General features: G+C 37.7%; 28 protein-coding genes and 1 riboswitch. Of the genes, 3 read left to right on the forward strand and 25 right to left on the reverse strand.

Features of this window, described 5'->3' with window-relative positions; all coding sequences use genetic code 11:
• Nucleotides 1-771 carry an SDR family oxidoreductase gene (locus VNN39_RS08765; RefSeq protein ID WP_339007062.1) on the forward strand — a complete coding sequence of 257 codons (771 nt, stop codon included), beginning with the start codon at nt 1-3 and terminating at the stop codon, nt 769-771.
• Nucleotides 772-819: 48 nt separating this feature from the next.
• Here the strand turns inward: VNN39_RS08765 and radC are convergent, their stop codons facing one another.
• From radC to VNN39_RS08825, 12 genes are all read right to left on the reverse strand, one after another.
• Nucleotides 820-1,503, reverse strand: coding sequence for a RadC family protein (gene radC / locus VNN39_RS08770; RefSeq protein WP_338997490.1), 684 nt, complete (start codon nt 1,501-1,503; stop codon nt 820-822).
• A 102-nt stretch (nt 1,504-1,605) separates the two neighbouring features.
• Entirely contained in the window at nt 1,606-3,420 is a 1,815-nt protein-coding gene (gene glmS, locus VNN39_RS08775) for a glutamine--fructose-6-phosphate transaminase (isomerizing) (protein ID WP_339007064.1), read from the reverse strand.
• Between the two features lie 155 nt (nt 3,421-3,575).
• On the reverse strand, nt 3,576-4,214 hold the full coding sequence (locus VNN39_RS08780) for a deoxynucleoside kinase (RefSeq protein WP_338997494.1): 639 nt from the start codon (nt 4,212-4,214) through the stop codon (nt 3,576-3,578).
• 45 nt (nt 4,215-4,259) lie between these two features.
• On the reverse strand, nt 4,260-5,546 hold the full coding sequence (locus VNN39_RS08785) for a folylpolyglutamate synthase/dihydrofolate synthase family protein (protein ID WP_338997496.1): 1,287 nt from the start codon (nt 5,544-5,546) through the stop codon (nt 4,260-4,262).
• Nucleotides 5,547-5,548: 2 nt separating this feature from the next.
• Nucleotides 5,549-6,037, reverse strand: a complete 489-nt coding sequence (locus VNN39_RS08790) for an NUDIX domain-containing protein (RefSeq protein WP_338997498.1) — start codon at nt 6,035-6,037, stop codon at nt 5,549-5,551.
• Nucleotides 6,037-7,110, reverse strand: a complete 1,074-nt coding sequence (folP, locus tag VNN39_RS08795; protein WP_338997500.1) for a dihydropteroate synthase — start codon at nt 7,108-7,110, stop codon at nt 6,037-6,039. The genes VNN39_RS08790 and folP overlap by 1 nt, the downstream gene beginning before the upstream one ends.
• A 1-nt stretch (nt 7,111) precedes the next feature.
• Nucleotides 7,112-8,161, reverse strand: a complete 1,050-nt coding sequence (folE, locus tag VNN39_RS08800) for a GTP cyclohydrolase I FolE (protein ID WP_338997502.1) — start codon at nt 8,159-8,161, stop codon at nt 7,112-7,114.
• A 55-nt stretch (nt 8,162-8,216) separates the two neighbouring features.
• A complete protein-coding gene (gene folB / locus VNN39_RS08805) occupies nt 8,217-8,564 on the reverse strand; it encodes a dihydroneopterin aldolase (RefSeq protein WP_338997504.1) in 348 nt (115 codons plus the stop codon).
• Nucleotides 8,557-9,144 (reverse strand): ribosome biogenesis GTP-binding protein YihA/YsxC, encoded by a 588-nt coding sequence (gene yihA / locus VNN39_RS08810; protein ID WP_017369891.1) that lies wholly within the window; start codon nt 9,142-9,144, stop codon nt 8,557-8,559. The genes folB and yihA overlap by 8 nt, the downstream gene beginning before the upstream one ends.
• Before the next feature lie 179 nt (nt 9,145-9,323).
• Nucleotides 9,324-10,562: an ATP-dependent Clp protease ATP-binding subunit ClpX gene (gene clpX, locus VNN39_RS08815; protein ID WP_339007066.1), complete on the reverse strand. Its 1,239-nt coding sequence runs from the start codon at nt 10,560-10,562 to the stop codon at nt 9,324-9,326.
• 31 nt (nt 10,563-10,593) lie between these two features.
• Nucleotides 10,594-10,767 (reverse strand): hypothetical protein, encoded by a 174-nt coding sequence (locus VNN39_RS08820; RefSeq protein WP_014024827.1) that lies wholly within the window; start codon nt 10,765-10,767, stop codon nt 10,594-10,596.
• Nucleotides 10,764-11,279: a dihydrofolate reductase gene (locus tag VNN39_RS08825; RefSeq protein ID WP_165711666.1), complete on the reverse strand. Its 516-nt coding sequence runs from the start codon at nt 11,277-11,279 to the stop codon at nt 10,764-10,766. Before VNN39_RS08825 ends, VNN39_RS08820 begins: the two co-directional genes overlap by 4 nt.
• A gap of 492 nt (nt 11,280-11,771) precedes the next feature.
• Here VNN39_RS08825 and VNN39_RS08830 point away from each other — a divergent pair, with 492 nt between their 5' ends.
• Nucleotides 11,772-12,275 (forward strand): tRNA (cytidine(34)-2'-O)-methyltransferase, encoded by a 504-nt coding sequence (locus tag VNN39_RS08830; protein ID WP_165713584.1) that lies wholly within the window; start codon nt 11,772-11,774, stop codon nt 12,273-12,275.
• 45 nt (nt 12,276-12,320) lie between these two features.
• On the opposite strand, the gene VNN39_RS08835 is transcribed toward VNN39_RS08830, so the two are convergent.
• From VNN39_RS08835 to VNN39_RS08885, 11 genes are all read right to left on the reverse strand, one after another.
• The gene (locus VNN39_RS08835) at nt 12,321-13,631 is read right to left on the reverse strand and encodes a nucleobase:cation symporter-2 family protein (RefSeq protein WP_165713585.1); all 1,311 of its coding nucleotides are present in this window, start codon (nt 13,629-13,631) and stop codon (nt 12,321-12,323) included.
• A 17-nt stretch (nt 13,632-13,648) separates the two neighbouring features.
• Nucleotides 13,649-14,242, reverse strand: a complete 594-nt coding sequence (locus tag VNN39_RS08840) for a xanthine phosphoribosyltransferase (RefSeq protein WP_017369896.1) — start codon at nt 14,240-14,242, stop codon at nt 13,649-13,651.
• A 159-nt stretch (nt 14,243-14,401) separates the two neighbouring features.
• Nucleotides 14,402-14,499, reverse strand: a riboswitch (purine riboswitch).
• An 86-nt stretch (nt 14,500-14,585) separates the two neighbouring features.
• Nucleotides 14,586-15,302, reverse strand: a complete 717-nt coding sequence (locus VNN39_RS08845; RefSeq protein WP_017369897.1) for a pseudouridine synthase — start codon at nt 15,300-15,302, stop codon at nt 14,586-14,588.
• Nucleotides 15,289-15,858 (reverse strand): SMC-Scp complex subunit ScpB, encoded by a 570-nt coding sequence (scpB, locus tag VNN39_RS08850; RefSeq protein ID WP_096369361.1) that lies wholly within the window; start codon nt 15,856-15,858, stop codon nt 15,289-15,291. The genes VNN39_RS08845 and scpB overlap by 14 nt, the downstream gene beginning before the upstream one ends.
• Complete coding sequence (locus VNN39_RS08855; RefSeq protein WP_165713586.1) at nt 15,851-16,591, reverse strand: segregation/condensation protein A; 741 nt, start codon at nt 16,589-16,591, stop codon at nt 15,851-15,853. Before VNN39_RS08855 ends, scpB begins: the two co-directional genes overlap by 8 nt.
• On the reverse strand, nt 16,588-17,298 hold the full coding sequence (xerD, locus tag VNN39_RS08860; protein WP_026063842.1) for a site-specific tyrosine recombinase XerD: 711 nt from the start codon (nt 17,296-17,298) through the stop codon (nt 16,588-16,590). Before xerD ends, VNN39_RS08855 begins: the two co-directional genes overlap by 4 nt.
• The gene (cbpB, locus tag VNN39_RS08865) at nt 17,273-17,737 is read right to left on the reverse strand and encodes a cyclic-di-AMP-binding protein CbpB (protein ID WP_019294026.1); all 465 of its coding nucleotides are present in this window, start codon (nt 17,735-17,737) and stop codon (nt 17,273-17,275) included. The genes xerD and cbpB overlap by 26 nt, the downstream gene beginning before the upstream one ends.
• A gap of 19 nt (nt 17,738-17,756) precedes the next feature.
• Complete coding sequence (locus tag VNN39_RS08870; RefSeq protein ID WP_061413050.1) at nt 17,757-18,266, reverse strand: metallophosphoesterase; 510 nt, start codon at nt 18,264-18,266, stop codon at nt 17,757-17,759.
• Nucleotides 18,267-18,301: 35 nt separating this feature from the next.
• On the reverse strand, nt 18,302-19,714 hold the full coding sequence (gene racE / locus VNN39_RS08875) for a glutamate racemase (RefSeq protein WP_165714480.1): 1,413 nt from the start codon (nt 19,712-19,714) through the stop codon (nt 18,302-18,304).
• A gap of 27 nt (nt 19,715-19,741) precedes the next feature.
• On the reverse strand, nt 19,742-19,981 hold the full coding sequence (locus tag VNN39_RS08880; RefSeq protein WP_004257058.1) for a YneF family protein: 240 nt from the start codon (nt 19,979-19,981) through the stop codon (nt 19,742-19,744).
• Nucleotides 19,982-20,101: 120 nt separating this feature from the next.
• Nucleotides 20,102-21,124 (reverse strand): branched-chain amino acid aminotransferase, encoded by a 1,023-nt coding sequence (locus tag VNN39_RS08885; RefSeq protein ID WP_017369904.1) that lies wholly within the window; start codon nt 21,122-21,124, stop codon nt 20,102-20,104.
• Between the two features lie 138 nt (nt 21,125-21,262).
• On the opposite strand from VNN39_RS08885, the gene VNN39_RS08890 reads away from it, so the two are divergent.
• On the forward strand, nt 21,263-22,009 hold the full coding sequence (locus VNN39_RS08890; protein ID WP_338997511.1) for a mechanosensitive ion channel family protein: 747 nt from the start codon (nt 21,263-21,265) through the stop codon (nt 22,007-22,009).
• Nucleotides 22,010-22,028: 19 nt separating this feature from the next.
• Here VNN39_RS08890 and VNN39_RS08895 read toward each other — a convergent pair whose 3' ends face one another.
• Entirely contained in the window at nt 22,029-22,790 is a 762-nt protein-coding gene (locus VNN39_RS08895; RefSeq protein WP_252175873.1) for a ribonuclease HII, read from the reverse strand.
• A complete protein-coding gene (gene ylqF / locus VNN39_RS08900) occupies nt 22,777-23,634 on the reverse strand; it encodes a ribosome biogenesis GTPase YlqF (RefSeq protein ID WP_017369907.1) in 858 nt (285 codons plus the stop codon). Before ylqF ends, VNN39_RS08895 begins: the two co-directional genes overlap by 14 nt.
• Between the last annotated feature and the right edge of the window lie 453 nt (nt 23,635-24,087).

Genomic DNA, 24,087 nt, shown 5'->3' on the forward strand with positions numbered 1-24,087 from the left:
GTGTTACTCCAAAATAAAGTTGCTTTAATCACGGGAGGTAGCCGTGGTATCGGAGCAACCATTGCTTCACGTTTTGCAAAAGAGGGAGCATTTGTTATTGTCAACTATTTACAGAATTCCATTGCAGCTGAAGAACTCGTCAAACAAATAAGAGCTGATGGTGGTAAAGCACTTGCTTACCAATCGGATATCCGTAATCCAGAAAATGTCGATAAAATGATAGAAGAAATCCTTAATAATCTTGGAAAAATTGATATTTTAGTCAATAATGCCTTAACATCTTTTAAGTTTAATCCTAAAACAAGGAAAATGAGCTGGGAAACGGATTGGACTGATTATCAAGCGCAGTTGGCTGGTGGTCTGAAAGCTGCCGTTAATTTATCTCATTTAGTTGTGCCTAGCATGAAACAACAGTTTTCAGGGAGAATTATTAATATGAGTAGCAACCTCGTTGCTTTACCACTCATTCCTTATCATGATTATATTGTGGCTAAAGCAGCCTTACAGGGTTGGACTAAGACAATGGCTAAAGAACTCGGCGCATTTGGTATCCAAGTGAACGCTATTTCTCCAGGACTAACCTATCCGACAGCTTCAAGTATTGAAACCCATAATGATATTCGGGAAGATATTATTTCTAATACTCCAACAGGAAGGCTTACTACTCCCAATGACATCGCTGGTACTGCACTTTTTTTAGCTTCTGATCTATCTTCAAATATAACCGGTCAAAACATTACAGTGGATGGTGGGTTGACCATGAATTTTTAAATACTATTTATGCGTCACATTTTTGTCTTTTTTCACACACATTTCTCTTCATCTTTCCAATAACCCCTCTTCTCTAAAACTCAAATAAGAATCCTGACCTGTAATGATATGATCTAAAAGTTGGATGCCTAAATAATCACATGCTTGGTTAAGCTTCTGGGTAAACAACTTATCTTGGTGACTTGGTTGAGTGAGTCCAGATGGATGATTGTGCGCAATGATGATGCCAACAGCTAAATTTCTTACTGCATGATGTAAAATTTCCCGTGGATTAGCAATGGAATGGTTCACAGCACCAATAAATATCGTTTTTTTCTGAATGATACTATTTTGTGCATCTAGATAGATTGCAACTAAATTTTCTTGTTCAAAATCAGACATTTCGTCTGCTAAACTCAATCCAAATTGCTGAGAACCTATCACTTGTCCGTATCTTTTTCTTTTGGTTGTATGGATTCGCTTACCAAGTTCAATCATAGCTCGAATTTCTAATGCTTTTATCGGTCCGATACCTGGAATTGCTTTCAACTCTGCTAGAGAAGCGCGACGAAAATCTTCTAAACTACTAAAGGTATTCAAAACCCGGTCAGCAAGTTCCATGACGTTTTCTTTTTTACTTCCTGTTCTCAGTAAAATAGCTAAAAGTTCCTGTTCACTCAACTTTCCTGGACCAAAAAGAATTAATCTCTCTCGAGGTCTCATCGGATATTGTTCCTCTTTAATCTGATACACGATTTCCTCCTTAGTTATTTTATACGTAAAAAGTACTTTAGTATCACACTTGTTCTTAAAAATAAAAAAGTGGACGTTAAACATCCACTTTTTATGTCGTCATTATTCGACTGTTACTGCTTTGGCAAGGTTACGTGGTTTATCAACATCCAAGCCACGTTGAACAGTTGCGTAGTAAGCGATAAGCTGTGTTGGCACAACCATAGAAATAGCTGAAAGATAGGGATGAACATTGTTGATAACAATGTCATCATCTTCACGTGCTACTGCTTCTTCAACAATCGTAATTGCTGATGCCCCACGTGCTACTGTTTCCATAACATTCCCACGTGTATGTGCTGCGACTTCTTCATTATTTGAAATCAGTGCAATAACAGGCGTACCATTTTCAATCAAGGAAATGGTACCATGTTTGAGTTCCCCGGCAGCAAAACCTTCACATTGAATATACGAAATTTCTTTTAATTTCAAGCTGGCTTCCATAGAAACAAAATAATCTTGTTTACGACCGATATAGAAGGCATTTCGTGCTTCTGGTAAAAGCTTGGCTACAACATCTGAAATCACGTCTTTCTCCGATAATGTAGCTTCGATAGATTGAGCCACGAGTGAAATTTCTTTAACTAAGTCAAAAGCAAGTGACTTCGGATTTTGATCTGCATCACCTACAGCTTTTGCTAAGAAGGCGAGTGTTGCGATTTGTCCAGTATAAGCTTTTGTTGAAGCAACCGAAATTTCAGGTCCAGCACCAATGAGCATCGTATATGTTGCTTCACGTGATAACGTAGAGCCAGGGACATTTGTGACCGTTAAACTTGAATGACCCAGTTCATTTACTTTTACCAACACTTGACGGCTGTCTGCTGTTTCACCTGATTGTGAAAGGAAGATGAACAAAGGTTTTTTGCTCAACAATGGCATACCATAGCCCCACTCAGAAGCCACACCAAGTTCAACAGGTGTATTTGTCAGCTCTTCGAGGATTTGTTTTGAAGCATAACCTGCATGAAGCGATGTCCCTGCCGCGATGATATAAATACGATCTGCTGCTTGAACAGCTTTAACAATATCTGCATCAACAGTTAATTGACCGTCTTGATCCGTGTAAGTTGAAACCAATTTACGCATTACAGTCGGTTGCTCATCAATTTCTTTGAGCATATAGTAAGGATATGTTCCTTTACCAATGTCTGAAAGATCAAGTTCTGCTGTGTAACTTTGGCGCTCAACCTTATTTCCTTCATAATCCATGACTTCTGCCTTATCCTTAGTTAAGATAACGAGTTCTTTATCATGAATTTCCATAAACTCAGATGTTTCACGAATCATCGCCATGGCGTCAGAACATACCATGTTATAGCCGTTACCCAAGCCGATAAGTAAAGGAGATTTGTTTTTCGCAACATAGACTACATCAGCAGCTTCAGCATCCATAAGAGCAAAAGCATAAGAACCTTCAATAATAGTGAGTGCTTTTTTGAATGCTTCGAGTACAGAAAGTCCTTCTTCTGCAAATTTAGCGATGAGGTGCACAGCAACTTCTGTATCTGTTTGCCCTTTAAATGTATCATTCGCGAGATACTCTTCTCTGATTTCTGAGAAGTTTTCAATTACACCATTATGTACTAGAACGAAACGTCCTGAAGTAGAAGTATGGGGATGCGCGTTATCTTCAGTTGGTTTACCATGAGTCGCCCAACGTGTATGACCAATACCTGTCGACCCTATAACGTTATCACCTATTTTTGCCTCTAAATCTGCAATGCGACCTACAGATTTTACAAGATTTACTTGTCCTGCACCATCAGCAACAAAAATTCCTGCTGAATCATAACCACGGTATTCAAGTTTTTCAAGACCCTGTATTAGAATGTCTGTTGCATTACGATTTCCGACAACTCCTACGATACCACACATATTAATTTCTCCATAAGCTAATTGGTATAGTTAGCTTTTTCTTTATTTTTCGTCAATAAGAATATGATAATACAATGTTTTGCATTTGTCAAGAATAATAAATGTTTAATTGGTATAGTTGGTTATTCAAAAAAAAAAAAAATAAATCTTACGATTTACTTTAATTGTAATTTGAAGAGTGCCTTATCGACTTCAGTAAGTACCTTTTCAAGATCTTCCGCATTATTAACGAAGTCAAGCGTATCTCCGTTAATACGTATTTTAGGCGACACATCATAATTTTCATACCAAGTTGGGTATTCTTCATGCACTTGATGGTAATAAGCTTTTAATTCAGGCTGATCGTCAATCTGTTCGAAACTACGACCACGTTGAGCGATTCGGGAAAGCATTGTTTCAAAACTTACGTCAATATAGACAAGTAAATCAGGCCGTTTTTTAGGCATTCCTTCCATCTCTTCAAGCATATTACTGAGTAAGTTCTGATAGATTTCTAATTCTGTTTTAGTGACATTACCATTTTTATAATTTAGAGTTAAGAAAAGCTCGTCTTCAAAAATAGAGCGGTCAAGGACATTATTTTCTTGAGCATAGGCCATTTTAATTGATTCAAAACGCTTATTTAAAAAATAGATTTGCAACAAGAAAGCATATTTTTTAGGGTCTTGATAATACAAATCAAGCACAGGATTATTATCTACCGCCTCATAAAATACTTCCGTTCCAAGATGCTGACCTAAAGCCTTGGCTAAGCTTGATTTTCCAGCTCCTATTGTTCCTGCTAAAACGATCACAGTTTTCTTCCTCCTGCAGTCCATCACGGACTTTATTTTTTATTCTTATTGCTCTAACTCTAAGATGTATGCTCTAATTTGAGACATGAAATATAAAGATCCTGTCATTAAAAGTACATCATCTTCTTTTAAATTTGCTTTTAATACTGTATACGTACTCTTCCAGTCCTCTGTCAGTATCACGTTTTCTTTCTCTAAGTGCGCAAAGTCTTCTAATTTTAAAGCTTTTGGATAATCAAAAGTTGTTAAGATAAGCTTGGAGTTATCAACGGTCTGTAGCATTTTAATCATCTCGGTAATATCTTTTGTAACAAGTGCTGAAAAAAGAATCGTAATTTTACGCCCTGAAAATTCATTTTTCAAGTTTTCTAAAAGCCGTTGCATGGCATGTACATTATGAGCCCCATCAAGTATTGTTAGAGGTTCTTGGCTGATTTCTTCCATGCGCGCTGGCCAAAACGTTTTTCTTAAGCCCTCTCTGATTGCTTCTTCTGAAAGTGATAATCCTACTTTATGCGCGTAAATCATGGTAAGTTTAACAGCAAGTGCTGCGTTGTCTATTTGATGAAGCCCAAGCAAGGATTTTTCTAAGTTGAGCAAGTGAATCTCATCATCCTTGTAATTAAATCGCTCATTTTCAAGGATATCTACCTGATAATCGATACTATATTGGTAATGCTGTGCTTGATTTTTTTGAGCTGTTTGTGCAATAACAGCTAAGGCTTCAGCCGCTATTTTTCCAGTTACCAAGGGTGTATGTGGCTTAATGATTCCCGCCTTTTGGGCAGCTATTTTCTCTATTGTATCCCCTAGGATATCCATATGATCCATGCCGATCGTTGTAATTGCTGTCGCTACAGGTTGAATGACATTTGTACTATCTAAAAGTCCACCTAAACCAACCTCAATCAAAGCAACATCAACTTTTTCATCTGCAAAGTAGCGAAAAGCAAGCGCGGTAATAATTTCAAATTCCGTAATACCAGCAAGCTTTTCTTTCTTATCCATTGCTTCTACCAACGGTTTCAGTTGCTCGACATACATGATAAGTTTTTCATCTGGTATTGGATGACCATTAATCGACATCCGTTCACCAAAAGATGAAATAAATGGACTAGTAAAGGTAGCCACATTCAAACCTAACTGTTCCAGAATACCTCTGGTAAAAGCAACTGTTGAACCCTTGCCATTTGTCCCAGCAATGTGGAGCATCGACAACTCTTTTTCAGGATTTCCAAGCAATTCAAGTAAGGCTTCAATCCGAGTCAATCCTGGGCGGATATTAAATTTAAGGCGAGAATGAATCCACTCTAGTGCTGTTTCAATAGTCATATTTAGGATTGCTTCCCTTCTAAAAAATACTTTTTAAATTCCTCGGGTGCCTCAGATTTTGAAAGCAAAAAAACAGGCAACTCTGCCAGCTCAGATGGCTCATCCTTAAGCTTAAGAAGATAACGAAAATCGATATGCTGATGCGCTTTTTCATCTTTAACCACATTATAAGGAATATCAATAAGATTCACGTCTATAAGACGCGGTGCAACAGCTGTCAGGCCTGTCTCTTCATGAAACTCACGCTCGGCTGTTACACTTGGCTTTTCTCCCACTTCAACATGACCAGCAGGAAGCAAAAGTTCTTTTTGATAGGGATGTTCGATAAAATACATCTTCTTCCCTTTAAAAACAACCGCAGATGCGGATAATTGCAGATCAGGATTTTGCTTTCCTTTAAGTCCTTTTCTGCTGCTTAAAAAATCAATTGCCTGTTCTTGTTTTTTAGAACTTTCTAAAACTGAAAGTTCACGTATCAAATCATTATACATTAGTATTTTTGGTATATTTTAAAATTCTCAATTAAACGGTGTGTTGCTGCGACATCATGTACACGGAGGACACGTCCGCCATCCATCATCATTTGATTTTCAAGAATTAATGTTGATAACAGACGTTCGTCTACTTCCATATTTAGAAGATTGGACATGAAAGATTTACGAGAGATTGCAATCATCACAGGCAAACCTAGACTGGTCAATAGTTCAGTCGTTTTTACACGCTGTAAAGAGTCGACACCTGTTGCCCCGCCTGAAAACCCGACACCTGGATCTACACAGATTTGTGCATTAGCAATATCAAATTGGTTTAATTCTTTTTGTTTATCTGCAAAGTATGCTGGCAGCTCTTGATAAACGTTATCTGCGTATTTCATCCCCGCTCGACCATTATTCATGGCAACCAAAGCCGGCTGGTATTCTTGCATCAGGTGTAGTTTTTCAGGTGTATCAAAACCATCAATGTCATTAATAATATCTGCTCCTGCATCCAGTACACGCTGCATAACATAGGCTTCATCAGTATCTATAGCAATAACTGCTTCCGGAAATGACTTACGGATACTCTGTAAGGGCTGAGCGAGACGTTGCCATTCTTCTTCTGGAGAAATATCTGCGTATCCTGGACGAGATGACTTTCCACCAAGCTCAATGACTTGTGCTCCCTCTTGTAAATCCTGTTCTACACGCTGCAAGATAAAATCCAAGTTAAGATTTTGTTCTGCACCATCGTAAAATGAATCTGGTGTAACATTGACAATAGAATAAACAATCGGATCCAAAGTCAAATCAAAAGAAAAATTCTGACCTGACCAAATAATCTGATGACGTTTAAAAATACGCTCCAAATCCAATTTTTCCTGAGAAGTCGGCCAAGCCTTAATCAAATCTTCCAATTCATAAATCGTTAAAAAAGCCAGTACATCATGGTTATCTACGATAATTTTTGATCTTACACGGTACAAAAGATTGTCTAGTTTAGCTTGTTCTTGACTGCTCATTTCAGTAAAACAGATAGAGATTTGTTTCAGAGAAAAACTCTCTGTATTTTTTTCAATGATTTTCATTTTAGTTCAAGCTTTCTAAAAATTCAAGACGTGTTTCTCTACTTTCTTCAAATTCTCCCATGAAGAAAGAGGTCTTTGTTTGAGAATTTCCTTTTTTAACACCGCGCATTTCCACACACATATGACGCGCTTCAACAACTACTGCCACACCTTTCGGTTCTAAAATATCATTTAAAATTTCTGCAATATCTCGCGTAATATTTTCTTGCACGGATAGTTTATGCGAAACATAGTTGACTAAGCGCGGAATCTTGCTTAAGCCAATAATATTACCATCTTTAGGGATATAGGCTACGCTTGCCTTGCCAAAGAAAGGCAACATATGATGTTCACACATCGAGTAAAATGGGATGTCCTTGATTAAAATTGTTTGATCCTGTGCTGTTTTTTCAATCTTAAAAAGTTTATATTCCTCAAACTGCGTTAATTTTTGTGAAGAGAGTATTTCCTCATACATCTTTGCCACACGTTCTGGTGTTTCTAAGAGGCCTTCTCGCTCAGGATTTTCACCCACAGCTGAGAGAATTTCTCGTACGGCATGCTCAATACGCTTTCTCGCAGGTTTTTCCGTAGGAATCTCGACTATTTCTTGCTCTGTGTCTTTAAGCTTTTCAATCGCTTGCTTGATCTGCTGCTCATATGGGAAATCCTGCTCTAAAACTTCCAAAAGAGGCACAAGAACAAAAAGGCGATTAAAGACTTCTTTATGCGGAACAATCAGATTGTCCTCTAAAATCTGTTCATTTCCGTAAAATAAAATATCAATGTCTATTGTACGTGGGCCCCAATGAATCTTGCGTACACGGTTTAATTGAGCTTCAATTTCATGAATAAACTCGAGCAACTGAATCGATTCAAGTGTCGTTGAAATCTTCAAAGCCATATTGACAAAATCATCTTGTTCCACTCCACCAACAGGTGAAGTTTGATAAAACTTTGATTTTTTATCTATCAAAATTGCCGGATTTTGTCCCAATAAACTTACAGCGTCTTGCAAGTAAGCTTGCTTGTCTCCAATATTACTCCCTAAACTCAAATAAACCGTATGCATCACTTTCTTGCTCCCCCCTTAGAAAGCCGTAAATATTCTTTAAAAGTTAAATATTTTAACCAACCATTTCAATTTCGACATTGTCAAAGATTCCTGCAATAGGAACCGCTAGTTTTCGGATATGTACCTCTACTGATTTTACTCTACTGTTTTCTTTAATGGCTTGAATAATATCAAAAGCCAGCTTTTCAATCAAATCCGCTCGTGAAGCTTCAATTATTTCTGCGATTTTTTCATAAAAAGCAACATAGCTCAAGGTTTCATCAAGCTCATCTAAACCAGAATAGGAAAAGTTCGTGGTAACAATCAAGTCAATTTCTAAATTTTGCCCTAGAATCTTTTCCTCAGGTAGAACTCCGATATGCGAAAAGAACTTCATATTGTTAATCTTAATCTTATACATATTGTTCAATGGCTTCCCATGCCTCATTAATTCCTGTTTTATCAAAGCTTGAAAAAATAACAAAATCATCTGTACTGTCAAACTGCAATGCTTTTTTGATCACGGATACGTGTTTGTTCCATTTACCACGGGGGATTTTGTCAGCCTTTGTTGCAACTAAAATTACAGGAATATCATAGAACTTCAAAAAAGTGTACATCAGCTTGTCATCTTCAGATGGTTCATGTCGTAAATCAACGAGAGCTACAACCGCTTTAAGATTAGGCGCTGTTGTGAGATATTCTTCAATCATTTTACCGAACTTTTCGCGTTCTTTTTTCGAAACACGTGCATAGCCATATCCTGGAACGTCAACTAAATGGACCGTATCATCCACGTTGTAAAAATTAAGAAGTTGTGTTTTACCTGGCGAACTTGAAGTTCGCGCAAAGTTCTTACGGTTTAATAAAGTATTGATAAAACTTGATTTTCCAACGTTTGAACGGCCAGCGAGGGCAATTTCTGGCATATCTGTATCTGGATACTGCTTGGCAGAGGCAGCTGAAATGGTCAGTTGTAAATTATTAGGGTTTATTTTCATTTTTTCTCTCTTTCCTTGTTTGTCATCTTATCCTTAGATAATTGCGCAAGGTTTATTTAAAATCTTTTTGAGAGAAGGGTCATAAATCATTCCCCTCCCTCCGTATAATCGCTCTAATCTGCTAAAGCAAATCAATGATAATAACAAGAAAACCATGACCACTCATGATTTTCTGTTTTTTATTTTTGAATATAAATGATTTCTGCTTCTGCTTTATCACGTACAGCTGCTTCCGTAATAATCACTTTTTCAATATTATCATGACTTGGTATTTCAAACATGATATCCATCATCACTTCTTCAATAATTGAACGTAAACCACGTGCACCTGTTTTACGCTCGATAGCTTTTTCAGCAATGGCATGCAAAGCTGCATCTTCAAATTCAAGTTCTACATTGTCATAGCTTAACAACTGTTTGTATTGCTTGATAAGGGCATTTTTAGGCTCTGTCAAGATACTGATAAGATCGGTTTCTGTCAAACGTTCAAGCGCAGCCACAACAGGTAAACGTCCAATAAATTCAGGAATCAATCCGAAAGTTTGGATATCTTCGGCAATGATTTCCTGCATGTAAGATTCATTGTCAGCTAAGGCTTTGTTGTTGGTTCCAAAACCGATGATCTTCTCACCCAAGCGTTGTTTGACAATTTCTTCAATACCATCAAAGGCACCACCCACAATGAAAAGAATATTTTTTGTATTAATTTGAATCATCTCTTGGTTAGGATGTTTACGTCCACCTTGCGGCGGCACACTCGCAACTGTTCCTTCGATAATTTTTAGGAGAGCTTGTTGTACACCTTCACCAGAAACATCACGGGTAATAGAAACATTTTCTGATTTTTTAGCAATTTTATCAATCTCGTCAATATAGATGATACCACGTTCAGCACGTTCAATATTGAAATCACTAGCTTGAAGCAATTTTAGTAAGATATTTTCAACATCTTCACCCACATAACCAGCTTCCGTCAAGCTCGTGGCATCAGCAATAGCAAAAGGAACATTAAGCGATTTAGCTAAAGTCTGCGCCAAAAATGTTTTCCCCGAACCTGTTGGACCAATCAATAAAATATTAGATTTTTGGAGTTCAACTTCTTCATCATCATTGCCCGTAAAATTGATACGCTTGTAGTGATTATAAACAGCAACAGCAAGCGCACGTTTTGCTCGCTCTTGTCCAATAACGTAACCATTTAGATGATCTAACATCTCTCTTGGTGTCATTACGGGAGTGGCTTCAAATTCTTGAGCCATTTCCTCACGCATCTCTTCTTCAATCAGATGACTCGACAGTTCAACACATTCGTCACAAATATAAACACCGACACCGGCGATAAGTTTCTTTACTTCTGGTTGGCTCTTGCCACAGAATGAACAATATATATTTTCGTTTTCTTTTGTATCGTTAGACATTTGTTTCTCTTTTTCTAGATTTTAAACATTTTTAGGAAAATAAAGTTCCAAAAAAAGCATGAATGGAATTGACAATATTCGTAAAGGCATTAAGAAGAAAAATAGTTCCTAAGCCCCAGCGCTTCTTGCGGAAGCATTGCAGTGCAAGTATTACACAAATTGCACATAAAACAGCTGTAAATAAGCCAAAAATAGATTTTGTCACGGCTTTTGTTTCTCCTTCCGCTCATATTTTTCTACGGTAAAGTCATAAGGATTTTGTTCGTCTTTTTTATGATAATCCGCTGAAACTCTCACATACTTCGAAAAATCAAACGTATCAGGGAAATATGTATCCCCTGCAAACTCTCCATGAACAACCGTCTTATAAAGTGCTGACAACTCCTTTTCGAAAAGAAGGAACATCTCTGATCCGCCAATGATATATAAATCACGCTCTTGATTATTATACCATTCTACAACTTCGGATACACTATGCATGATTAGAACACGTTCATTATCTTCCTTGGGATAAGTTTCATCCCGTGTAAGAACGATGGTGATACGTCCAGGGAGAACACGTTTATTCATACCTTCAAAGGTTTTACGTCCCATCAAAATTACTTGATGGTAAGTTGTCTTTTTAAAATGTTCCAGTTCAGCAGGTAAGCGCCAAGGTAAATGACCATCAATGCCAATCACCTTCTTCTCGTCTTCTGCCCAAATTGCGTAAATCATTTTATTTCACCTACGTTGCTTTTCTTTGTTTACTTTGAAAAGACAATCATCCTTTTAAAACAAAGATGTTCCTTTCTTTTGGGATTTTAAGGTCAACTATTTGATACATAAATAGATTATAAAATAGAAAAAGAATTCACTTAAGACCTTATTTATTAACTGATTCAACAGTTAATCTTGAGTTGTTCTCTCAAAAGCAGTTTGGGTGCCTTGAGGGATAGAATTACCTTTCCTATTATATCAAAAAACACCTTTTTTTACTTTAATTTTTCTTATTCAGAAAAAAATGTAAAAATTTTGCATTATTTCCTTTACTTTTTCTTAAAGATGTGTTAAGATATTCCTATCAATTAATTTGTTTCAATCAACCCTGTTATGATTAAAGCAAATTAGTCCCCCAACTAGGCTGCTCGCTGAGACCATACTCCGAGCTACCTAGTTTTTATTTTTGTAAAAATGTAAAACCCTTACAAAAACGGAATGGAGAAAATTATGAATCATATTGCACTTTTCGAACCACGTATCCATTTTAACACTGGAAATATTGCGCGGACTTGCGCAGCTACAAATACTACTTTACATTTAATTGAACCTTTCGGCTTTGAAATTACCGATAAAAATCTCAAAAGAGCAGGTTTGGACTATTGGGATCAGGTCAACATTGTTTATCACAAAAATCTAGATGATTTTATCGATCACGTAGATGGCAAACTTTTCTTAGTCAGTAAATTTGCGGATCAGCTTTATTCCGATGTTGATTATACTGAAACTACAGAGGATTATTACTTCCTTTTTGGCCGAGAAGACACTGGTTTACCAGAAGATTTTATGCGAGAAAATGCTGAAAAGTGTATTCGCATCCCCATGAATGACGAACATGTACGCAGTCTTAACCTTTCTAATACTGCCTGTATGATTGTCTACGAAGCACTTCGTCAACAGAACTTTTCTGGCCTAGAATTAACACACACCTATGAAAAAGATAAATTAAAATAAAAGTAAGAACGTAAAAAGTCACACGATAAAAATCGCGTGACTTTTTTAATTCATTTGTGTTTCTGCTTCTTGAGCGTTTACAACTGTTGTAGTTTTACTTTTCGTATTTAAAAGCAAGTTAAGTAAAATAGCCGAAACAGTACTTACAACAATTCCATTAGAGAGGAAGATTTGCGCCCAGCTTGGTAGACTAACAAAAAGGTTGCTTGAATTAAATCCAACACCCATCCCAACTGAAACAGCTACGATAAGTAAGTTTTGATTGTCCTTATAATCTACTGTTCCCAGCATATTCACACCTTGCATTGCCACCATCCCAAACATGATGATCATTGCTCCACCAAGTACGGGAACAGGAATAAGCTGAGCAATTGCCGCAAATTTAGGAATCAAACCCAAAACAATCAAGAAGCCTGCTGTGAAATAAATAGGCTTGCGTGATTTAATACCTGACAACTGTACTAAACCAACGTTTTGTGAGAAACCTGTATAAGGGAAAGTATTGAAAATCCCTCCAAGCAATACAGCGAGTCCTTCTGAACGATAGCCATTACGCAATCGTTTTTCAGATAATTCCTCACCAGTCAAATCAGACAAGGCCAAGTAAACTCCTGTCGATTCAACCATTGAAACAATCGCGATAATAATCATCATTAAGCAGTCTACCAGATAAAAACGCGGCATTGCCATACGGAAAGGAATCGGTAAATGAGCCCATGGTGCTTGGTTAATAGCTGAAAAATCGACCATATGTAAGCTAGCTGCTAGGATTGTTCCAGCAACTAAGCCAATCAAGATAGCAATGGAACGAATGAAACCTGTGGCAAAAATATTCACTAAAATGATAACTAAAATAGTAAACCCAGCAAGCAAGAGACTGTTAGCTGTAGGTGTTGCTTCGTTATTTCCCATATTTCCTACGGCAACAGGAATCAATGTTAAACCAATAGTTGTAATGACTGAACCAGTCACTAGCGGAGGGAAGAACTTGCGAATTTTAGAGAAGACACCTGCAAAAGCGATAACGAAGATACCTGAGGCAATCAAAGCACCAAACATCGCACCATCGCCGTGCTTTTGCCCAATAATAATAAGTGGCGCGACAGATTGAAAAGCAACACCTAAAACCACTGGAAGACCAATACCAAAGTTTTTAGTCATCTTTAATTGCAGCAGAGTCGCCAAACCGCACATAAAAATATCGGCTGAAATTAAGTAGGTTAATTGCAAAGCACTGTAATTTAAAGCTGATGCAATCATGATGGGCACTAAGATCGACCCTGAATACATGGCAAGTAAATGCTGCAAACCTAAAACTGCAGCTTGACCGTTGGCTTGTCTTTTTGTATTAAACATTTCTTCCCTTCTCCTTCTTAATCCCAAGCAGCATCGTCTGCTGGTGCAAAGACAACTTGACCTGAATCAAACTTCTCGATACGGGCTAGAGAGGTCACAGTGAGACCCTTATCCATCAGTAATTCACGGCCTGTTTGGAAGCTCTTTTCAATGACAATACCAATACCAGCAACTTGTGCACCAGCTTGTTTAATCAGTTCTTCGAGTCCAAGCGCAGCTTGGCCATTTGCTAAAAAGTCATCGACCAGCAAAACAGTGTCTTCAGAAGAGATAAATTTACGAGAAATTGAGACTGTTGAAGTAATTTGCTTTGTAAAAGAAAAAACTTCTGTTGTCAATAATTCTTCGTTCATTGTGATATTCTTAGATTTTTTAGCAAAAACCATTGGTACATCGAGTGCTTCTGCTGCATAAAGTGCTGGTGCAATACCGCTTGCTTCAATCGTTACAACTTTAGTAATATTTTTATCTTTGTAAACTTCAGCAAAACGTGCACCAATGGCTTTCATCAACTCATAATCGACTTGATGGGTAAGAAAGCTGTCGACTTTTAATACTTGGTCTCCCAAAACTTGTCCATCAGTTGCGATACGATTTTCCAATAACTTCATAACTTCTCCTATAACATTTACTACTCAAAGAAAGACTTTGGTTCTAATATGCACAAAAACTCTACCCGATAAGGTAGAGTATTTCTAGACGACAAAAAGAAGATATTATTTACGACCTTTAAACTTAAACAATGAAAGTTTCTATTTAAAGATACAACTGTACAAATAGAATCCTCTTATTGTCCTGCCTTTACGGTGCAGGGTAGAAACACTTAGCCATATCCTAAGCATAAATAAGATTTTTAATATTGATACAGTATATCGCATTTTATTATTTTTAGCAAGAAAATATCGAAATAAATAAATTTTTTTCAAATATTCATCAGAATTGTTCGGAAATTACTTATTTTTTGGCTTCATTTACCAATTGTGAAACTTCTTTTTTAGTTAAGCGGCGGTAACGTCCGGGTACCAATCCATCTAAACTCAAAGGTCCATATTGAACACGGCTAAGTTTTTGGACAGGCAAACCAACTGCTGCAAACATTTTCTTAACTTGATGATTTTGTCCTTCGTGGATCGTAAGACTAACAAGTGAGCTGTTTTTCGCTTTATCTTGTTTCATAATTTCATAACGTGCTGGACTCACTTTTTTCCCGTCAATAGTCATTCCTAAAGTCAGTGGACGCAAATTTTCTTTATTAGCTTGGCCTTCAACTTTAGCGATATAAACTTTTTCAACACCATGTCGTGGGTGTGTCATTAAGTTTGTAAACTCTCCATCATTAGTAAGCAACAAAAGGCCACTTGTATCCCAGTCCAAACGTCCGACAGGATAAATACGCTCTTTTCCTGAGGGAAGTAAGTCCATAACGGTTTGACGGCCCTTATCATCGCTTGAGCTTGAGATATATCCACGTGGCTTGTTCAGCATATAATAAACAGGTTCTTCGTTATAAACAGCTACACCGTTGACCTCGACAATATCTCCTGACTCTACCTGATAGCCCAGATTTGTCATTGTAACGTTGTTGACAGAAACTTTTCCTGATAGAATAAGCTCTTCTGCCTTACGTCGACTGGCTACACCTGCATGCGCCAAAAATTTATTGATTCTCATTTATTTCCTCATTTTCGTTAAATAATACTTGTTTTTCGCCAATAAATTGGCTTTCATCTATTTCAGGTAACTCTGACAAGTCATTGATACCAATATAATCTAAAAAGAATTCTGTCGTTCCATAAAGTCCTGGACGGCCAACAACTTCGAGTGTGCCCGTCTTTTCTACCAAATCATAAGCACGTAGTGTTGACAACGTACCACTGGAATTGACCCCACGCAATTGATCAATTTCCAAGCGCGTAATCGGCTGTTTGTAAGCAACGATTGAAAGTACTTCTAAGGCAGAACGTGAGAGACTCTGATTTAGCGGCGTCTTCGCATAATTTTTGAGAAGTTCTGCAAAACTTTCTTTTGTTGCTAATTTATACTTTCCAGCAGTTTCAATAATTGTAAGGGCAGATTCTTCATCTGTTTGATATTTTTCGATAAGTCGCTCAATTTGTTGCTCACAAGCAAACTTACTCATGCCAGAGAGTTCCGATAATTGATTTAACTCCAGACCTTCTTCCCCCGCAACAAAGAGTAACAACTCCACACTAGCTGTCTTATTCAGATTGTTCATCTTTCGTCTGTCCTCTTTCTAATAGAATTTCACCAAAAACTTCTTCTTGCTTAAACGTGACTTGCTGCGTTTTTATGAGCTCTAGCAGAGCCATAAAAGTCGTAAGAAGCTCTTCTTTCGATGTTTTCTTCGAAAACAAAGAACTAAACTTACACGTCTTTTTCTTTAAAAAGTAACGGGATAACTCCACTATTTTATCGGAAATAGAGAATTTTTCTGCCTCTATGGTTGTATTTTCATCAGTGAAGGACTGTTTCTGCAAAGCCAAAACATTGCTAAAGGCCAAAAATAAATCCAGACTGTTATGATCTTGCAAAAGCACCGCATCTTCACCAATAATTTCCGTTTTTGCCTTGGAATAATGCTGGCTACGCACCTCGTGCATCTGGGCAATATCCTGGGATAGTGCTTTATATTTTCTATACTCATCGATTTGTGCGAGTAAATCTTGTTCCAACTGTTCAGTATCTTCGATGAATTCTTCTGCAACTGTAGGCAAGAGCCGGCGAGACTTTATCAGCATCAGCTGACTCGCCATAACCATATATTCACTGGCAATTTCTAACTCCAATGTTTTCATGGCCTTCAAAAAGTTCAAATACTGCTCAATGATGGGAACCAAAGGTACCTCAAAAATATCAACCTTATATTGCCCAACCAAGTGCAACAGTAAATCTAAAGGGCCCTCAAAATCATTGATTTTTATCTTTATTTCTTCAGTCATTTATAGTATTTCTCTAAAGTAGTTGTTGTAGATAGCCCTAGAGCTTCTGCTAATTCGTAGACAGTTTTACCCAGTCGCACTTGTTGTAAGATGTATTGTTCACGTAATTCTTTTGCTGTTAAATCTGTATATTTTTTTAACTCTAAATAAAGAAATTGACGTGATTTGGTAAACAATTCATCGGCATTATTTATTCTTTGTGTATAGAGGGCAAACTTATCACGTATCGGTAAGACACGTTTCAAACCAGCCTTCTCAACAGTAAGTATTCGGAATTTCCAGTTGAAATTTTCCCAACGTAAATGTTGTATTTCTGAAAAAGTTAAACCAAACTCAAGAATCAAAAATGCTAAAAAATGTCCTGGCGACGTCACTGGTTTATAAACAGATGACATATTTTTGATCTCAAACTTTTTCTTTACTGCGTTCTTCGGTGCACTCACCTGCTGAATTTTGTGGTATTCTTTCAGTAAATTTTTCTCATAAAGATAGAGAAGGAACTGATTTGCACTTGATATCTTACGACGTTGTGCTGCCACCGCTAATTTTTTCAAAGATTGCCGGTAAAGCAAGAGCGACTCACGAGAAATTGTTTTTTTCTCAAAAAACTCTGTAAAATTTCGTAAATCATAAAGATAATTTGATTTGGTATTTTCTGAGAAGTTTTTACTCTCTAAAAAATTAGGAATTTCGTTCGATAATATCATATTTTTTACTAAATTCATGGGCAAAGGCGTTAATGGCCTTAAGGATTTCTTGCCGTGCAATAATCCCAACAAACTCGGTTCTTTTTACTACCGGCAAGAAAGGCTCTTTAACCAACTTATGTAAGATTTCTTCCAAGGGTGCTGAAGGGGAGACTGTTTCTATCTCGGTGTCCACAATCTCTGATATAGGTGTATTCATCGATTTTTCATAAAAGAAATCTTCACCCATCTCAAATTCGACAATATCTGCCAGCCCTAAAACGCCGACAAACTCTTTATCTTTAGTGAGAACAGGAACTCTCGAATATTTATACTGACTGAGCAATAATTTTGCATGAGAAATATTATGTTCGTCACATAAAATAGCTACGTCATCAGCATCTTTTATAAAAGTTTCGCTTTGTTCTAAGAAATATTTTTCAATAGCTTTATCAATCATTTTCACTCTACCTCTTTTTCTAAAGATCAAAAGTAAATTGTAGACCTGGAATTTCATGGTGCTCTAAATCGTGATAAGAGACCTTATAGCCCTTCTCTAAAATTGTAACGATGGCATACATTTTTATATTGATATTTCCTCTAGGTTGACTTACTGAACCCGGATTTATATACAAGGTATTTCCTATCATCTGTGCGACAGGCTGATGGATATGACCAAAAAGTGCAATGTCCGCTTCTTTTTCTTCTGCAAAGTAAGAATAACGATCAAGACCTAAGCCAACGTAAAACTGGTGGCCATGTGCGATGAGAACTTTCTTTCCCTCAACATCCACCATTTTTATATCAGAATAGCCATCATCATAATCACAATTTCCTGCGACTACGTTAATCCCTTGCCATATATCATCATTACTAGGCAACTCAGAATCACCACAATGGAACAAAGCTGATGCTGTGCCTTCATATTTGTCTTTGATTCTTTTAATTACGTCACGATCAGTGTGTGAATCACTCATTACAATAAACATCGAAGACTCCTTTTAGCTAACACTTACATCGTATTTTATTTTTTAATGCGCTCCAGCCATCCTGGAAGATCTGTCATTAATTTTTGTAAAGCTTGACCACGATGCGAAGCTGTATTTTTTTCTTCAGCACTAAGCTGAGCAGCAGTTCGGTCTGATGTTCCTACTAAAAAGATAGGATCATAACCGAAACCATTTTCTCCTTGCGGCGTAAGGCCAATACGACCTTGCCAGTCTGCTTCGACCACTAAACTTTCCTGGCCGGGATAAGCAGCAACTAATGTCGTATGGAAATGCGCCGTCCGACGTTCTGGCGTGATCGCTGTCGAGGCTAGCTCATGGAGAAGTTTTGCAATATTTTCCTCATCTGTTGGATCAGGTCCAGCAAAACGATGGCTCCAGACACCAGGCAAACCTCCTAAAACATCCACACATAAGCCAGAATCATCACCGATGACCACTTCACCAGTAATCTCAGCAATTTGTTCTGCTTTGAGACGTGCATTTTCTTCAAAAGTCATGCCAGTTTCAGCAATATCTGGTAACTCAGGATAGTCTTTAAGATTTTTAATTTTATAACCGAACTCTTTAAATAAACGTTTAAATTCCGCAGTTTTCCCATCATTTCGAGTAGCGATGAGCAATGTTTTTTCTGCAGATAGCTCTGTATGTTGCGCAGTGATTTTTCCTGAGCCCAGCCATCTGTCCGCAATGGATTGAAAATCTTCTGCCCTACCTGTTGTATAAAAACGGTGATGGAGACTTTGGCGCTCTTCGCCATTTATATCAAAATAGTTGAGCAAAACGGTAATATCACGTACAGTTTCAGAACCACTGTCAATAAGCTGAACATCTGGTCCCATTTCTTTTTGAATGAGTTTGCGCAAAAGAGGATAATGTGTGCAGCCTAAAATCAAGGTGTCAACTTTGCCAACCATTGTTTTTAGAGCTTCAGCTACTATTTCTTTAGCCTCTTCCGAATCTGCACCGTTGGATTCAACCAATGGTACAAACTCTGGGCAAGCTAAACTCCTCACATCAACGCTTGATGATTTGAGTTGAATAACTTTACGGTATTGATCAGAATTGACTGTTGCTTGTGTCGCAATTACGCCGACTTTCTTGTTGATTGTTTTTTGAATCGCACTTGAAGCTCCTGGTAAAATTACGCCTATAACCGGTATATCAAGAGCAGCTCTTACTTCTTCTATTGCAACTGCTGTTGCTGTGTTGCAGGCAAAAACAATCATCTTTACGTTTTTAGAAAGCAAAAAATTGACCATATCCCAAGTGAAAGCAGTAATCTGCTCATTTGAGCGTGGCCCGTAAGGCGCACGTTGCGTATCACCGATATAGACAATTTCTTCGTTTGGTAATTGACGGAGAATCTCGCGAACAACGGTCAAGCCTCCAACTCCTGAATCTAGTAAGCCAATAGGTCTGTTGTCCATAAATACCTCCAAAATTTACTTTTTATCTTATTTTTTCTTAGTGTCTGCTTGTTTAGCTGCACTACGAATTTGACGAAGTACTTGTTGTACTTGTGCTTCAGATGGTTTGCGTCCCATTGAACCCATCATCATACGTACTGCATCTTCATTCAATGGTGGGTTATCCATCAAGAGCTTTTTAGTTTGTTTTTGTGTAAACCAAGCGCCCCCAGCAAAACCAGCAATGGCAAAGACAATCATAAGTAAAATTGCAACAAATAAATTCATTAATACTCTCCTACAAGAAAGCTATAAAATCGCTTTCGTAATTTTTACTCCTTATTATATCAAATTTAGACACATTTGTCAGCTGCAGGTTTTCTCTTTATTTTTTGAGACTTTTATTTATTATTCAACGGTATAGATCCAACCTTCTGGGGCTTCTTTATCGCCAAATTGGATACCCACAAGTTCATCGTATAAACGTTGAGTTACTGGTCCAACTTCTGTTTCTGAATAGAAAACGTGATGTTTATCCTGATCATCTATGGCACCAATCGGTGAAATTACCGCAGCTGTACCACAAGCGCCTGCTTCGACAAAATCATCTAATCGATCAACAAAAACATCGCCTTCAATAGCTTTCATTCCTAAACGTTCTTCCGCCAACTGCAACAAAGAATATTTTGTGATAGAAGGTAAAATTGAAGGGCTTAACGGCGTAATAAATTCGTTATTTTTGGTAATCCCAAAGAAGTTTGCTGCACCGACTTCTTCAATCTTAGTGTGCGTCGCTGGATCAAGATAAATCACATCAGAATAGCCGGCTTCATGTGCTTTTTGACCTGGTTCAATCGAAGCGGCGTAATTTCCCCCAACCTTTGCCGCGCCTGTACCATGTGGTGCAGCACGGTCGTAATCTCGTGATACAAGAAAATTAGTCGGCATAAGCCCACCTTTAAAATAAGAACCTACGGGAACCGCAAAAATCGTAAAGATATATTCATCGGCTGGCTTTACTCCAACAAGGCCACCAACACCAATTAATAACGGACGGAGATAAAGTGTAGCACCAGTACCGTAAGGTGGAACAAAGTCTTCGTTTGCCTTGACGACTTGTTTTACGGCATCAATAAACTTCTCTGTTGGCACTTCTGCCATACGCAAGCGACGTGCTGTAGCTTGCAACCGCTCAGCGTTACGATCAGGACGGAAAAGATTAATCTTGCCAGATTTTGTACGGTAAGCTTTAAGACCTTCAAAGCCTTGCTGACCATAATGAAGCGCTGGCGAGCCTTCAGAAAGATGCAACGTTGCATCTCCTGTGAGTCCTCCTTCATCCCATTTTCCGTCTTTAAAATGTGAAATGTAGCGATAAGGCAACTCTCTGTATTCAAAACCTAAATTTTCCCAATCTAATTCAACTGTCATGCTTTTTCGTCCCCCGTTTTTGTTGACATTCTTCTTCCATAAAGCCAAACTTTATGGTATTTGTTATAATTAATTATTATAAGCTATTTTGAATGTGATTTCAACATAAATTCAGAAAATTATAGAAATGGAAATAAAATGAATATTCTTAGAATAAACTTTCAAGAACTCGGACAACTCTTGTTGGATAAATTAATTTACGTCTTTTTAATCAGCCTTTTGTTTTTTATTTTATATCGGATTAGCAACCGTATCATACAAACTCTTTTCAAAAACTACAGCAAGAGGTCTTGGGCAGATGCTTCTCGTATCATGACCTTAGCACGCTTAACAAAAAGTGGTTTGACTTATCTGACCGCCTTTCTCTGGATTTACACCATCCTCTCGATTCTTGGTGTTCCTGTAGGAAGCGTGCTTGCCGGTGCCGGTATTCTCGGTGTCGCTCTTGGCTTTGCGGGGCGTGATCTGGTCGCGGATATCATCAATGGTTTCTTCATCATCGTTGAACATCAAATCAACGTAGGAGACTGGATTCGCTTTGAAAACTTAAACATCGAGGGTGAAGTCACAGCTGTAGGTATTCGCTCTATCACATTAATTTCTGATGATGGTGCCACAGCCTTTATCCCTAACCGTAATATCGAATCCTTGAAAAATTTTTCTTACAAAGACCGGACAATGAACCTAGATATCCCTGTCACATCCGAAAACTTAGAAACAATGAAAGAAAAAATGATCCAAGTTAACACTGAATATCCGCAAGTCGTCTATAATGGTATTATTACTCGAGACGAGAGCATCTTCCTCCGCAGCCGCTTAACAGCAGGTTTGGATGAAATAAATGGCTTACGGATGGAAATCATGAACAAATACTATACAAAATAAGCAGATCATGATGATCTGCTTATTTTTCTATCATTGATTTGATAGGCTCATAGGATTTGCGATGAATCGCTGTGACACCGTAGTTTTTCAGCCCTTCCAAATGCTTGGCTGTACCATAACCAGCATTATGCTCAAAGTCATAATGCGGATACTCCTGCGCATACTGTGCCATCATCCTATCACGTGTTACTTTAGCGACGATACTTGCTGCTGCGATGCTTGACGACTTGGCATCCCCTTTAATAATACTCACCTGAGGAATGTTAACATCCAGCTCCATAGCATCTATCAAAAGGCACTCTGGCTGTATTTCTAGCTTTTCTACAGCTTGGAGCATTGCAAGCTTAGTCGCCTGATATATGTTCACTTGGTCAATGATTTCATTACCAACAAGGCCAATACCTATAGCGAGCGCTTTTTCTTGGATTTCCTCAAAAATAGCTTCATGCTTAGACTTAGGGATTTTCTTACTGTCGTTGAGACCTTTAATTTTACAATTTTTTGGCAAAATCACAGCTGCAGTCACAACTGGACCTGCTAATGGACCACGCCCAACCTCATCTATACCTGCAATAAAATCCAAACCTTGCGCATATGCTTGGCGCTCAAAGTTCAGCATCATTTCTAAACGTTCATCTTCAGCTTGTTCGGCTAAGATTTCTTTTTTACGACGTTTAATAGCTGCTTGGACACCTGCACGAGAATCTTCAAGAAAAACGTCTACTTCTTTCAGTGTATTTAAAGCATTTAGTTGCTCTTTTATTTCTTTAATCGTTGACATTGTCACTCACTTTATCCAAGCAATATTCGCCCATTCTACCATCACGCACATCTTTAACAAACATTTGATAAAAACGGTCATAATCATCACGGAAGCCAAAACGTTTGGTCAATTCCATGATAAGGTCTGGTATTTCTAACTCTAAGTCTGCCTCTTTCATACGCAAACGCTTCATGGTTGCTTCTTGATAGTTTTCAAGGAAATATTGCAAACCGAAAATCGTCACATCATCCATAGGTAAAAGTTGATCCTTGATCGCACCTGTTAATGCTAATTTCAGCCCCACTTGATCATCTTCAAATTTTGGCCAAAGTATCCCTGGGGTATCAAGAATTTCCAACTCTTTATTAGTCCGCAACCATTGTTGCCCCTTAGTTACACCGGGTTTATTTCCTGTAACGGCCACTTTTTTTCCTGCAAGACGGTTCATCAACGTTGATTTCCCCGCATTAGGAATACCGACAATCATCGTACGTAAAGAACTATTCTGGATACCACGCTCTGCATTACGCGCAAGCTTATCCGCCATCAAAGTTTTTGCAGCTACAGTCAAACGTTTAGCAGTATGTGCTTCTTTCGAATTGATAGCTAGAGCGATGATACCTTGTTTTTCAAAAAAGTCGACCCAAGATTTCACGGCATTTCTGTCTGCTAAGTCCGCTTTGTTTAAAGCAATAAGACGTGGCTTGTCCCCAATGATTTTATCCAACATCGGGTTACGTGAGCTGATCGGCAAACGCGCATCAACCAACTCAATCACAAAATCAACATATTTTAAATTTTCCTGTACTTGACGACGGGCTTTGGACATGTGTCCTGGAAACCACTGAATTGCTACACCCATTTTTAAACCTTGCTGTAACTGGAGTTACAGCCTTTCATTTTATTTTTTAGTGATGAAAATAAGTACAAACTACATCTAGAGATGTCCTTATCTCTATTTTACTTGAATCTGCTCTCTATGTTTTTTATTAGATAAAAAAGCCTTGTAGAGCACATCATACTAGGCTATTCTATCATTTTTTGAGATTCTGCGCTAATATGTAGCCGTTTGAATTTGTGGTCTATTTTATTGTTTTGGAATTCTTTCTCATAAAAACAGGAATTTATGCCTTTTTATGACCCAAACTTTACCTATCCTTTGTCATAGTGATAACTAAAAAATTCTTTTTCTTGTCCTTAAACTCTGCTTTTATTTGTTCATATATTTTTTCATGGGTCGATTTTTTCAAAATAAATGGACCATATTTACGAGCACTCAACACGATATAATATTTTAACAGAGTCGCACGATAAA

This window comes from Lactococcus formosensis (genome assembly GCF_037892375.1).
Classification (GTDB): domain Bacteria; phylum Bacillota; class Bacilli; order Lactobacillales; family Streptococcaceae; genus Lactococcus; species Lactococcus formosensis.